Origin of the sequence: Microbispora sp. H10670, assembly GCF_014161385.1 — a bacterium.
GTDB lineage: Bacteria > Actinomycetota > Actinomycetes > Streptosporangiales > Streptosporangiaceae > Microbispora > Microbispora triticiradicis.
Genome location: NZ_JABBWW010000009.1, coordinates 161,748 through 175,107 on the forward strand (window position 1 = coordinate 161,748; position 13,360 = coordinate 175,107).

Genomic DNA, 13,360 nt, shown 5'->3' on the forward strand with positions numbered 1-13,360 from the left:
CCGTTCAAGGAGGAACCGGCCGACCTCGGCCGGCACCTCCAGGTAGAAAGTCCCGCTTCGGCCGATCGTCAGTGCAGGAGGAGGGCGCCGAAGTAGGAGGGATTGCCGACGCCGACCGTGCCGGGGTGGACGACCTGGGCATTGGTGGCGGAGATGCCGGTAGGCGAGCCGCGCAGGACGGCCAGCATGCCGGTGTTGGTGTTCTTGCCGGGGGCGCCGACGACGACCTCACCCATGCCGTCGCCGGTGACGTCCGTGATCGAGACAGCGTCGCCGAAGTTGTCCTTGGGCTGAGACCGCTCACTGATCGGATCGGTGACCGGGGAGGCCGGATTCGGGACGGAGCCGAGGCTGTCCTGGGTGACGAACTGCGCGCGGGCCGGTACGGGGCCGCCGGTGGAACCGGGTATCACCACCACCATGCCGGCACCCGCCTTGCCGGAGACGGTGGTGTTCGCGGCACCGACGGCGATCTCCGCGGAGCCGTCGCCGTTGACGTCGCCGACGGCCAGACTGGTGCTCGCCGCCTGGTTCGCCAGCCAGGTCAGCTGGTCGGTGGAGAAGCCCGGGGTGGCGGACAGGCCCGAGGACGAGCCGTACCAGACCTGCAGTGAGTTGCGGCTGGCGGTGACCATGACCAGGTCGTCGTGGCCGTCGCCGTTGACGTCGCCCATGTGGACCAGGGAGTCGTACTTGGGGCAGACGACTCCGCACGTCGCCGACGAGCCCAGGAGGACGCGTTGCGGCGGAGAGGTGTGAGGGGGGTACATGATGCTCAGTTCGACCACGTTTTCGCTGCTGACGTACGCCAGTTCCGTCTTCCCGTCGCCGTTGACGTCGCCGGAGGCGGTCGAGGAGACAGCCGTGGCGGTCCCGTCCTGGGCGCGAGGAAGATACTGGTAGGTGCCCTGATCGGCCCCGTTGTACCACCCGGCCAGCACGTCGCTGGAGAAGTAGTACGTGCGCATCGGCTTGACGATGTCGGCTCCGGGCCGGTCGTCGAACTCCCCGGCCCGCATCACCTGGACCGCGTCCCAGCCGTTGTACGGCGTGTAACCGAGATAGTGCTTGCTCTGGGCGATCCCCGTGGACGTCCACGAACTGACGATCGTGTAGAACCGGCCGCCGGCGATGAGGTCGGTCCTGCCGTCGTTGTCGACGTCGGCGGCCGACAGCTGGGCACCGAACGAGTTGCAGGAGTAGGCCGAGGTCGAGCAGTCCCCAGGGGGACGGAGGAGCACCTGCCCCTTCAGCCCGCCGGGCCCGCCGTACAGGACGGTCACCGCCCCGGTGCTGCCGTTGGCCGGTTGGGCGACGACGACGTCGCTGTAGCCGTCACCGTTGAAGTCGAAATTTCCCAGGGCCGGCGCGGCCGCCTGGGCGGAGGCGGGTGTGGCGGCCAGGCCCGCTGCGAGAACGAGCGAGACCGCCGTGCACATGATCTTCTGAGGCGTCCATCCTTTGACGGGAACCTCATTTCCGCATGCAGACGTCATAGTTCACCTCTGTCCTCTCCTTAAGGTGATGCCGTGACGGTTGCCGCAACCCTTGGCGGGGACTTGCGGCGGCCTATCGGTATTGCGCGGGGAAGTAGGGCAGGAAGCCGGTCCGATCGTGGCAGTTGAGGTACTCCATGCGGCCGCCCTCCGGCGCCACGTAGACCTCGTGGCCGAGCGTCACGTGGATGTCGGGGGCGAAGCGGGCGATCAGTTCGCCGGCGCTCTTGAAGATCGCGAGGTGCGTGGCATGGCTGTGTGCCCAGCGCTCAAGGTGCGACAGGCTCAGGAACCATGCGAGCGTGGCCGTCTGCACCCGGTCGTCGTTGGAGACGATCAGGTCGGCGAGCCGGGCGGACAGGCACCCGGTCTCCTGCGGGTTGGCGGCCAGATATCCGACACCGTCCTGGTAGACGGGCAGAACCCGCTCCTCGAACCAGGCGCGTTCGTCGTCCGGGCAGTGTTTCCAGCCCTGCGGACTCCGGATGAAACAGAGATTGCCCGGGGTGGTAACGACCAGGTGACGACCGGCCGAGTCCGCGGGCGCCGCCTGCACGACGGAGTCCACCTCGCCGGCGAGTCCCGCGTCTTCGGCGGCCGGGATGCGGTCGCGCATGGAGCCCGGGTAGGAATGGCATCCGTTCAGCACCGTGGGAAACCGCGACGCCAGGCCCCACGTCGGGGAATCGTACGAGTACGACGTCTCGAAGTGGTCGGCAGGTGCCCGAAGGACCTCCGTCCACAGGCCGATCGGCCCACCCTTCGCGGTCAGTTCCGGCGCGGCCCACGAACCGAGCGGATGCTCTTCGGACCAGGACTTCTCGGCATCGCCGTCCAGCCAGTACGCCAGGATGACGTCGTTGGTGTAGCCGAGCCGGTCGACGTGGGCGGCATGCTCGTACGTCACGGGCGCGTGGGCTCCGTGAAGACTTCCGACGACGCCCGCCAGCACGCCGGCCGCCTCGTCGTCGTCGCGATGCTGAACGGCGACTTGCCGCATGGTGACGCCGGCAAGCCCCTCGGGCAGATGGAGGCTGTAAGCGGGGTAGGGGTTGCGAAATCCGGCAGGCCGCAGTTTCGGCATGACGCGCTCTCCTGTGTCGGTCCGGTTCTCCCTCGGCATGCCGTCTCCGCCGCCGCCCGGATGGAGGGGAACGGGCGGTACGGCCCGGTCACTGATCGAAAGTCAGCGGAAGGAACGCCGGACCACGCACGATCAGGTTTGGTTTGTACACGATGTCGGCACGAGGTACGGCCAGTGACATGTGAGGGAATCGTTCCAGCGTCATCGTGAGGAGCGTCCTGGCGTTCCGGCGGGCCAGCTGTGCGCCCAGGCAGCGATGGATCCCATGCCCGAAGGCCAGATGGCGCTTGTCTTTCCGGAGGATGTCGAAGTCGTCGGGGTCGGGATAGCGGGCGGGATCACGATGTGCGGATCCGACGAGAAGCAGGACCGTCTCGTGCGCCGCGATCCGGACTCCCGCCATCTCCATGTCCGCGGTGGGGAAGCGCCAGAAGGACGACGCCTGAGGGCCGTCATAGCGAAGCACCTCTTCGATCGCCGCGCCGGCGAGCGATATGTCCTTGCGAAGCAGTGCATGCTGTTCCGGGTGGTCGAGCAGAGCCAGGAAGAGGTCTCCGACCAGAGCGATGGTCGACTCGTACCCCGCCACGATGAGTCCGACCATCGTGGCGAGAAGCTCGTCTTCGCTGAGCATGCCGGGAGTGCGGCTCGCCCGTATCAGGTCCGACATCAGGTCCGTGCCCAGATGCCTCTTCTTCTCGGCGATGAGATCGCTCGTGTACGCGACCAACGACTCCACCGCTTCGAACGCCAGGTGACGCAGGTTCGGGTCGGCGGTGAATATCAGGTCCCCCCATTCCCGTAACTGCGCGCTGTCACCGGGTGGAGCGCCCAGGACGGTGCAGATCACCTCCACTGAGAGCGGCGCGGCGATCCTTTCCAAGACGTCCACCGGCTCCTTCCGGGGCAGGGAGCCGAGGAGGGTTTCCGCCGCCGCCCGCATCGCCGTCTGCCATTGGGCGATCCGCCGATCGGTGAAGGTCGAGGCGGCCAGCCTGCGTAATCTCGTGTGGTCGGGCGGATCCAGATTGAGCATGGTGCGTGAGCCGACCGTGCCCGATCCGAAAGCCAGCGAGGCCGCGTGGAAAGCAGACGACGCGTTCGCGTAGTCACTGCTGAGCCGCGCGTCCGCCAGCCCCTCCTTGACGTCGTCGTATCGGCTCACCAGCCACACGTCGACGTCGGTGAAGGGAATGGTCGTCCGGCACACGGGATGGTTCTCCCGCAGAAACCGGTAGGTCGGATAGGGGTCCTGGAAGAATTCGGAAGTGAAGACGGGTATCGCGGTCATCTTGTGACTTCTCGTGCGTGTGCGACTTATGGCGTCCACTGACCTCACAGCGGAATTCTGGCCACCTCGGCGCGTGGCAGGTCGTCGAGACCTCGCCGCAGCTTCGACGTGACGGCTTCGAATTCGTACGCCCCCTCGGATACGCGATGCGCGAGCACACGCACGGTGTCCTGGTAATGCGTGGAGTATCTGTCGGTGCCCGGGCAGGGGTGGAAGCCCAGGCGGCCGAACAGCACATCCTGCCGATGACCGGTGCCGGAGGTGCAGACGACGAGCGAGGCGCCGAGGGCGCGGGCGGTGGCCACCATGGCGGCGACCATCCGTCCCCCCAGTCCCCGGCCCTGCATCCCGGAGGCGACGACGAGCCGGCCGGCCTCGAAGACCGGCGCGTTCGCGGCGCCCAGCTCGGCGAGCAACTCCGCGTACGCCTGTCCGCCGAGATGGCGTCGCGCCTGGAATCCGGCGGCCAGGCCGGGTGGTGCCAGGCGGACACAGGCGACGATCTCGTCAGTGGTGTCCAGATGCGCGGTGAGATGGAAGGCGCCCAGGTCGAGGTCCTGCGGATCCGCGTACTCGCCCTGTGCGGCGCGGAAGCCCGGCCGGCGGCCCTGGTCGTAGAAGACCTCGGCGCGGAACCGGCGGATGTTCTGGAGCCATTCGGCGGGGCGGCCCCCGGCCGGGTGCCTGCGAATCCACACCTCGAAGCCGCGAGCCTCGATCTGCTCGTCCGCCGTCCCGGGACCGCGATCGTTGGGAATCGGATAACGCAGCTCGGTGCCGGGATGCCGAGGCGAGTTCACGGGCTTACCCGCTCGCTTTCCAGATCACCCCTGGCCAGGTCAAGGCATTCGGCCATGAAAGCGGCGTAGGACGCCAGCGCCGCCTTACCCGTTTCGATCATCGTGCTCAGCGCGCCGGGAGAAGCGGCGAGAACGCCGCCGAGCTGCCGCTGGTTGAAGGCGGTGTGGCCGGCGTCGAGTTCGACGTGTTCCGCCAGGAAGGTGTAGCACGAGGCATCCGGGTGGAAGACGCGCTCGCAGGTGGCCATCAGGACGGGGCCGATGGTGACCGAGAGTCGTTCGATCTCGTATTCGATGGCGAGCTGGGCGAACGGCGTGGGACCGGCGATGACCTGCTCGTGGAACTTGGCGTAGAAGGCGGCGGTCGCCAGCGGCGGCCGGGCGAGGAGGCCGTCGGCGTCGACAGGCTCTCCGTAGCGCTCAAGCCACCAGTTCGCGATGGCGTACGTGTCGTCGACCATCATCCGGTCGTGGCCCGCCTCCGCCCGGGAATGCGCCTTGAGGGCCTTTTCGAGTTGGTCCATCCCCAGCTCGCCACACCGTTCGCCCGCGCTCGAGATCCAGCGTTCGACGTCGTGGGTCATGTGGATGCCGTGCGCGTTGTACCGCAGCATCCACCGGGCGAAGAGCCGGTCCTCGCACTCGGGGGAGAACAGCGGGGAAATGGCCGGATCATCCATGAATCGCTGACGGCTGTCCTTCAGCTCTGCTTCGTACTCGTCCATCTTCGCGCTCAACGAGAGCCTCCTCGTGTTTGCCGTGCGCGCGCTCGTTCCTGCGCGCACCTTTCGCCGGTGTTCTGCGCCGCGGTCCTGAACCGTCCCCCATGAGAGGCCGTCCCCGGCGGCATCCCGTTACAGCTCGCGAGATTCCTGTGAGTAGTGCCGTCGCTCGTTCACGTGCCCCCCGAGATCTCCTCGTACGAACGGTTCTGCTCGCGTCACGAACCGAGCGATTCGGCAGCAGAATCCCTGCAGCGGCTTATCGCGGGCTTAAATGTCCCCCGCCCGCGGCCGGGCACCGGGCGTAAGGGGCGGACAAGAGAGATTTAAGAGCGGCGTGTTCGGAGCATGGCATTACCGGCGAATGGGCAGGCCGCCGTCTCCCCCGTCGTGCGCGTTCTCTCACGAGAGAGCCCGCCCGGCGGCAGGGCGTCCCGCTTCCGGCGGATAGGGGATCACTCTTGCGAGGGACGAGCCGGCGCGAAGCGCGGGTCAAGATGGAGCGATCTCGTGACCCTCTCTTCGGAGGAGGCAGCCGGTGTGGAGCGGTGCAGGAGGCTCGGTAAGGAACGCCGAGGAGGCACCCAAGGAGCGATCGGTCACGTGAGCAACGTCGAATTCCGGGTTCTGGGGTCGTTCGAGGTGCACGGCGCAGAGGGAATCATCGGCATCGGGGGTCCGCGGCAGCGGGCTCTGCTCGCCCGGCTGGTGGCCGCGGCGGGCACGGTCGTGTCCACGGATACGCTGATCGAGGATCTGTACCACGGCAGGCCGCCGGTGACCGCGCTGGGCTCGATCCACGTCTACGTGTCGAACCTGCGCCGGGCGATCGAGCCGAAACGCGCGCCTCGCACTCCCCCGCAGCTCTTGATCGCACGGCGGCCCGGCTACCTGCTCACCGCGACGGACGTCGACGCGCTGCGGTTCAGCGATCTGGTGAAGGACACGGAACAACGTCCGCCCGCGGAGGCTCTGCCCCGCCTGGAGGAGGCGCTGAGACTCTGGCGCGGCTCTCCGTACGGGGAGTTCGCCGGCGAGCTGTGGGCGATCCCCGAGTCGACCCGCCTGCGCGAGCTGCGCCTGACCGCGATCGAGCGCCGCGCCCAGGCGCTGCTGGATCTCGGCCGTCCCCAGGCGGCGATCCACGAGCTGGAGTCCGAGACAGAGGAACACCCCCTGCGAGAGCGCCTGTGGTGGTTCCTGGCCCTGGCTCTCTACCGGGCCGGGCGGCAGGCCGACGCGCTGGCCGCGCTGCGCAGGGCGCGGAAGCTCGTCGCCGATCAGCTCGGCCTCGATCCCGGTCCGGAGCTGCAGGCGCTGGAGAGGGACATCCTCCAGCAGGCTCAGTCGCTCGCGCCACCGCCCGAGCCCGTCTCCGTGCTGCACCGTCCTCTGCCCTCCGCCCCCTCCGAGGTCCCTCCGGTGCACGGCCGGGACCGGCGCCACGGGGAGACGCCGGCGCCGCCTGGCGGCGGAGCGACGACCGATGCCGTACGCGAAGGGGCCCGTGGCGGAGAGGCCCGGCAGGCGGAGGCCGTCCCTTCCCGGGGCGCGTTCCGGGAACCTCTTATCGGCCGGGAGCAGCAGCTCGCGGAGTTGAAGGGGCTCACCGCCCTGGCGGACCGGAACGGCATGGTGGTCGCCGCGGTCAGCGGCGAGCCCGGTATCGGCAAGACCCGGCTGTTACAAGCGTTCCGGGACGGCTGCGAAGATCTCGGCCATCTGGTGCTGTGGGGCCGCTGCCATGAGGGGGAGGGAGTGCCGCCGCTGTGGCCGTGGCTGCAGGTCCTGCGCGCGCTGGCCGAGACCGTGCCACCACCGGAGCGCCAGGCGCTGGGCGGGCTGCTGGACGACGAGTGGCCCAGCGGCCTCCCTGAGCCGGCGTTGCGCCGCCGGAACCAGGTCATCGCGCACTGGCTCGTCGAGACCGCGCGGCTGCGGCCCCTGGTGATCGTCCTGGACGACCTGCACTGGGCCGACTCCGCCACGCTCGAGCTGCTCAGAGATGTCGCGGTGCTGTCGGAGGCCCTGCCGAGGAATTCCTCACTGATCCTGGTCGCCGCGTTCCGCGACTCGGCGCACGTCGGCGCCGTCTCCCCGGACGACGCCATGAGACTGTGCCTGGGCGAGGTGTTGCACCGGCTCGGCCGTTACGATCTGGTTCGCGTCCGGTTGACCGGCCTCGACGCCACAGAGATCAGGGCCCTCGTCGCGGCTATGGGCGTCACGGTCGACGATGCCACGGCCGAGCGGCTGGCCGAACGTACCGGCGGGAACCCGTTCTTCGTCTGTGAATACGCCCGGCTGCTGGCCCAGGGCCAGAGCCTGGATCTCATACCCTCCGCGGTGGTGGACCTGATCCGCCGGCGGCTGGCCCTGCTCGGGCTGGAGGCGACCAGGGTGCTCAAGATAGCCGCGCTCATGGGCAGGACCTTCGATCCGGGTCTGGTCACGCAGGTATGCCGGGCGGTGGATCTGGGCCAGGCGCAGACCTATGCCCTGCTGGACCGGGCCGCCCAGGCCGAGCTTGTCGTCAGTGGCGACGGGTTCATGACATTCATGCACGATCTGGTCCGGGAGACCTTGATCAGTGACACCCCTCCCCTCCGCAAGGCGCTAATCCACCGGGAGGTGATGACCGTCCTGTCCACCAAGCCGGGCACCGACGTGGCGGTCATCGCCCACCACGCGGTCGAGGCCGGTCCGGTGGCGCACCGGGAGACGGTGCGCTGGGCCCGCGCGGCGGCCGAGCAGGCGAGTCTGTACCGCGCCTATGAGGAGGCCGCCGCCTGGTGGGGCCGGGCCGTCACCGCTCACGGCGCCTGCGACGGCGACCCCGCCGAGCATGTGAAGCTCCTGCTGCACCAGGTACGCGCCCTGCTGGACGCCGGAGACGCCATAGGCGCGCGTCAGGTCCGCGTGCAGGCCGTACGCGTCGCCGACCGCGCCGGAGCGGGCCCCGGGCTGGCCGCCCGAGCCCTCACCGCGCTGGACGCCCCGGCCGTGTGGATGCTGCGCAACCCGTACGAGCCGGTGGAGGTCCGCCTGGTGGAGCAGTTCGAAGCCACGCTGCGCGCGCTGCCCGAAGACGACACGCCGGAGCGGGCGCTGCTGCTGGGCGGCCTGGCCCAGGAACTGCACGACGGGACCGGCGACCCCCGCTGCCCGTCCCTGTCCGCCGAAGCCGTCGCCATGGCGCGCCGGATCGGCGATCCGCACCTGCTCATGCGGGCGCTCAACGCGCGCTGGCTGTCCCTGCCGCAGGTGACGCACCTGTCCGAGGTGGGTGAGATCGCCGAGGAGATGCACGTCCTCGCGGCGCGAGCCGGGACTCCGGAGTTCGAGTTGCTGGCCCACATGATGGACACCCACTACAAGCTGGAAACGGCCGACCTGGCCGGCGCGGACCGGGCCGCCGCCCGCTGCGACGTCCTGCTCGACCATCTGCAGTTACCGTGGCCGCGTTTCCAGCACACCCTGTGGCGGGCTGCCCGGCTCGCCCTCGACGGCCGGTTCGACGACGCCGACGCCCTCTACGACGACGCCGAACGACAGGCCCAGCGAATCGGCATGTGGTATGTGAGCGCGGTCGTGAACAGCGGTCGTCTCATGCTGTGTTATCAACGCGGCACGATGGCCGACGCCGGACCGCTGATCGATCTGGTCGGCGGCATCCACCCCAGCGCGGACCACGACGCCCGGGTGCTGGAACGGTGCGCTCAGGGCCGCCTGGACGAGGCTCTGCGGCTCGCCGCGGAAGGGTGGCCGGCCCCGCCGCTGGACTGGGCGTGGCTGACCACCACGTGTCTGCAGGGCGCGGCCCAGGCAGCCGTCGGCGACCTGCCCGCCTGCCGGGCGACCCACGAGAGGCTGTTGCCCTACGCCGGGCGGATCTCCCTCATGGGACCTGTCGACCACTTCCTGTCCCTGCTCGCCTCCACTCCCGACGATCTCGGCTCGAAACGGCGCTGACATCGCCGCCGATCCGGAGACCGGACTCACCGTTCCCGAGCCGGAAGCCCCCGGCCGGCGGCCTCGCCGTCGCGAATCCCGTCGTTGTGCCAGTGGCCGACCAGGTCGGCGTACAGGGGCGACCGGTCGATCAGCTCCACATGGGTACCGGTCAGCGCCGCGGTTCCGTCCATCAGGAGGACCCGGCGGGCTCTGATGGCCGAGCTGATGCGGTGGGCGATCACGATCAGGGTGCCCGGCCGGGCCGCCAGGGCCGTCTCCGCACGCAGTTCGGCGGCGGGATCGAGGTGGCACGTGGCCTCGTCCAGGATCACGACGCCGGCGGGGGAGGCGTGGACGCGGGCCAGGGCGATGAGCTGCCGCTCTCCCGCGGAGAGCGCCGACGGCTCCTCGATCGTCCCGTCGATCCCGCCCAGCCGTTCGACGAGCGCTCCGGCGCCGACGGCATCCACGGCCGTGCGCAACCACTCGTCGCCGGTCGGCTCCGGGCACAGGTACGCCAGGTTCTCGCGCACCGTCCCGGCGAAGACGTACGCCTCCTGCGGCACCAGCGCGACAGAGCTCCGCAGCCGCGCTTCCGGGACCGAGACGAGCGGCGCTCCGCCGAGCCGCATCCGGCCGCCGGTGGGCCGCCGCAACCCGGTCATCAGCATGGCCAGCGTGGACTTGCCGACGCCGCTGGGACCGACCACCGCGAGATGCTCACCTTCGCCGATCGTCAGGTCCAGATCCCGTACGACGGGGGTCGCCTGCGGCGAGTAGGAAAAGGTCAGGTGCTCCGCCCGCAGTTCGTGGCTGGTAGGAACGCCGTCGCGCGCCGAGTCCTGCGATGGAGCGGGCAGGGCGGGGAGTGTGATGGTCCCGGCGATCCTCCGCGCGGTGACCGTGAGGGTGACTCCCCAGGATCCGACGCTGTCGAGAATCGCGCGCAGGGCCGGTTCGAGGCCGGTGAACAGGTACGTCGCCGCTCCCACCACCTCGCCGGCGGTCAGGTGACCGTGCCGGATGAGGAGCGGGGCGGCGAGGAGCAGACCGATCAGCGGGACGTGGGCCCCGAGCATGACGACCAGCCGCCTGCTCGTGCCCGCCCACGCGAGCGCGCGGCTCGCTCTCGCCTGGGCGTCGACGAGGGTCCGCAGTGCGGCTTTCGCCGGGCCCTGTGCCCCGCAGGCGGCGATGTCACGTAGTCCCGCCACGATGTGCGCGGTCTGCGCCGTCAGCGTCTCCTCCGAGAGGACGAGCTCACGCTGGCGGGCTACGAGCACCCGCAGCAGCCTGGCGAAGACGGCCAGCGCCGCGACGAGAGGCCCCGCGACGAGGGCGGCGGCCACCGGCGACAGAACCAGGAGTCCCACCAGCGCGGCGATCACCGAGATCCCGAGTTCACGGCTGTTGCGCAGCATCGCGGACAGCAGACTGCGGAGCGTCTCGATCTGCCTGGTGAGCCGGTTGACCGCGGCGGCGTCCGGTGTCTCGCCGCCGTCGGCGGCGCGGACCACGGTCGCCTTCACCACGGCGCGGACCAGGTCGTCGCGCACGGGCTCGACCACCGCGGCGAGATGGGGGAACATCAGCCGGGTCGCGACGGCTTTGACGAACATCGTGGCGCCCATGAGGCCCAGCCAGGCCATCCCGGCGCCCGGCCGGCCGGCCAGGAAACCCTGATCGACCGCCGCGGCGACGAGCAGGCCCGACAGCAGTGCCGGCGCCGCCTCGACGAGGGACCACGTCATGGCCAGCGCGAGCGGACGCCGCCGGGGACGCAGCAGATCCGCCAGGAGGCGCCAGGGGCCGGGGGCGTGCCCGTGGTCCGGGATCGGCGGAGACGGTGTGGTGCCGGATCCCTGTCCGGCCTCGGTCACTGCACGGACGTGCATGCTTCCTCCTCGTCCGCCACCGCGTGGCCGGTTCCCTCCGCAGCGGCCGCGGCCGTGTCGTCGCCTGGATCGACGGCGCCCGGATCGTCGCCGGAGGCGAAGAGGGCGCGGTACGCCGGGTCGCGCCACAGCTCCCGATGGGCGCCGCGGCCCCGCACCCGGCCGCCGTCGAGCCATATGACCAGGTCGGCCCGGGCGGCCGTGGCCGGGCGATGGGCGATGACGAGACGGGTCCGCCCTCGCATGGCGTCGACCAGCGCGTTGGTCACCTGAGCCTCGGTCGCCGTGTCCAGGCTGGAGGTCGCGTCGTCCAGGATGGTCAGACGGCCCCGCCTTAAGAAGGCGCGGGCCAGTCCCAGCCGCTGCACCTCACCACCGGACAGCGGTGCGTCCGCCGCCGGGGTGGCGTACCCCAGGGGAAGTCGACGGACGACATCGTCCACGCCCGCCGCCCTCGCGGCCGCGCTGACAGCCTCGGGGGTGCTGACGGAAGCGCCGTAGGCGATGGCCGAGGCGATGTCGCCGCCGAGGAGCACCGGGCGTTCGAACGCGTAGGCGACCGCGCTCCTCAGCAGGCCGGGATCGACGTCGCCGAGGGGTGTGCCGTCGAGGAGCACCTGTCCGTGATCGGGGTCCGTCAACCGTCCGGCCAGCGAAGCGAGGGTGGTCTTGCCCGCGCCCGAGTGGCCGACGACGGCGGTCAGCGCCCCTGCGGGAATCTCCAGGTCGATGTCGTCGAGGACGGGAGTCTGCCCACGCATCACGGTCACGCCGCGGAACGAGAGCGCTCCGGGGCCTTCGGCCAGGGGCGCGCCACCGGAGGCCAGGGCGGGAAGGGCGAGCACGTCGTGCACGCGAACCGCCGCGGAGCGGCCGTAGGCCAGGCTCAGCAGCGGATCGATCTGCTTGACGAAAGCCAGGGCCAGTGCGGTGTAGCCGGCTGTCTCCAGGAGCACGCCCGGTTGCAGCCGGCCCTGCGCGATGCCGAGACCCGCCACGGCCAGCACGAGGAGTTCCATGAGCGGCAGTAGCAGCGTGAGGTGCCACACGCTGTGCGCCTGCGCCTTCCAGAGGGCGCGCCCGGCGGCGCTGAGTTCGGGCAGCGGTTCGAGCACGCGGGTGATCTCACGGGAGGCGGTGCCCGCGGCCCGTACCGTGCGGATTCCGGCCAGGGTCTCGGTGAGGCGTGCGGCCAGCCGGCCCTGGGCTCTCTGATAGGCGCCGTACAGGCTCGAGATCCGGGCGACGAGCACGCGCGTCACCACGACCGCGACGGGAACGCCGGCCAGGAAGGCGAGCCCCACCCGCCAGTCGATGGCGAAGAGCGCGACGGCCCCGCCGAGAGAGGTGACGGCTCCCGCGGCGGCGCCCACCACCGTCACGGGGACGTAGCCGACGGTCGACGTATTGCTCACGAGGCGATTGGTGAGCTCTCCGGCCGGAAGTGCCGCCGCGCCGCCCACGTCCGACAGGAGAAGGCGGTCGATCACGCGCAGGCGAAGGAGGCTGGTCGCGGACGTGACGGAGGTGATGCCGGCGATGTGCGTGGTGATCTCGACGAACGCGTCGGCCACGAGGAGGACTGCGAGGGAGGCGCACGCGATCGGCGAGGCCTGGCCGGCGAGGACAGAGTTCACGGCTGCGGCCAGCGCCGCGGGCAGAGCGAGAGAGATGCCGATCGACGCCGCCGCGGACACCCCGGCCACCGCCAGCGGCGCCCACGTCCCGCGGACCAGCGAGGCGATGAGGCGGTCGCCGTGTTTCTGCTTCACCTGCTCTTCGGCTTGTTCCGGCACGGAAATCTGACATCCTCCTTCTGTCCGGTACTGGCCAGGCGGGGGCGATGCCGGCCCGAGAGGGCCGGCATCGCCGGGTAAGGGCCCTGACCGAAGGCCAGGAGCCGGGGTCAGAGGGTGGTGCCGCAGGTGCCGTACTCGTCGTTGCAGGTGCTGAAGGTGACGTTGCACCGCTGGAGCGCGGACTCCTGGGGAGCGGGCAGCATGTCCAGCGCGGTGATGTCGAGTTCCATCGGTGTTCTCCTTTTCTCGGGCAGCCCACTTCGATGTGGGCTCTTTCTGGTTCCACCGGCGGCACCGGGTTGGCGGTGCCGCCGGCGGG

Annotated in this window: 9 protein-coding genes; 1 reads left to right on the forward strand and 8 read right to left on the reverse strand. The window is 70.2% G+C overall.

Features of this window, described 5'->3' with window-relative positions; translation table 11 throughout:
* Positions 1-68 precede the first annotated feature (68 nt).
* From HHX33_RS15750 to HHX33_RS15770, 5 genes are all read right to left on the reverse strand, one after another.
* Complete coding sequence (locus HHX33_RS15750) at positions 69-1,439, reverse strand: FG-GAP and VCBS repeat-containing protein (RefSeq protein WP_182875255.1); 1,371 nt, start codon at positions 1,437-1,439, stop codon at positions 69-71.
* Positions 1,440-1,569: 130 nt separating this feature from the next.
* Positions 1,570-2,580: a phenylacetaldoxime dehydratase family protein gene (locus HHX33_RS15755; RefSeq protein WP_182875256.1), complete on the reverse strand. Its 1,011-nt coding sequence runs from the start codon at positions 2,578-2,580 to the stop codon at positions 1,570-1,572.
* An 88-nt stretch (positions 2,581-2,668) separates the two neighbouring features.
* Positions 2,669-3,871 (reverse strand): cytochrome P450 family protein, encoded by a 1,203-nt coding sequence (locus tag HHX33_RS15760; protein ID WP_182875257.1) that lies wholly within the window; start codon positions 3,869-3,871, stop codon positions 2,669-2,671.
* 44 nt (positions 3,872-3,915) lie between these two features.
* Positions 3,916-4,671 (reverse strand): GNAT family N-acetyltransferase, encoded by a 756-nt coding sequence (locus HHX33_RS15765; protein ID WP_182875258.1) that lies wholly within the window; start codon positions 4,669-4,671, stop codon positions 3,916-3,918.
* Positions 4,668-5,456 carry an iron-containing redox enzyme family protein gene (locus HHX33_RS15770; RefSeq protein WP_182875259.1) on the reverse strand — a complete coding sequence of 263 codons (789 nt, stop codon included), beginning with the start codon at positions 5,454-5,456 and terminating at the stop codon, positions 4,668-4,670. Before HHX33_RS15770 ends, HHX33_RS15765 begins: the two co-directional genes overlap by 4 nt.
* Before the next feature lie 540 nt (positions 5,457-5,996).
* Here HHX33_RS15770 and HHX33_RS15775 point away from each other — a divergent pair.
* A complete protein-coding gene (locus HHX33_RS15775) occupies positions 5,997-9,365 on the forward strand; it encodes an AfsR/SARP family transcriptional regulator (protein WP_182875260.1) in 3,369 nt (1,122 codons plus the stop codon).
* A 26-nt stretch (positions 9,366-9,391) separates the two neighbouring features.
* Here HHX33_RS15775 and HHX33_RS15780 read toward each other — a convergent pair whose 3' ends face one another.
* From HHX33_RS15780 to HHX33_RS35005, 3 genes are all read right to left on the reverse strand, one after another.
* Entirely contained in the window at positions 9,392-11,242 is a 1,851-nt protein-coding gene (locus HHX33_RS15780; RefSeq protein ID WP_182875261.1) for an ABC transporter ATP-binding protein, read from the reverse strand.
* Positions 11,224-13,038, reverse strand: coding sequence for an ABC transporter ATP-binding protein (locus tag HHX33_RS15785; RefSeq protein WP_182875262.1), 1,815 nt, complete (start codon positions 13,036-13,038; stop codon positions 11,224-11,226). Before HHX33_RS15785 ends, HHX33_RS15780 begins: the two co-directional genes overlap by 19 nt.
* Positions 13,039-13,148: 110 nt before the next feature.
* Entirely contained in the window at positions 13,149-13,271 is a 123-nt protein-coding gene (locus HHX33_RS35005) for an ALQxL family class IV lanthipeptide (RefSeq protein WP_208759005.1), read from the reverse strand.
* Between the last annotated feature and the right edge of the window lie 89 nt (positions 13,272-13,360).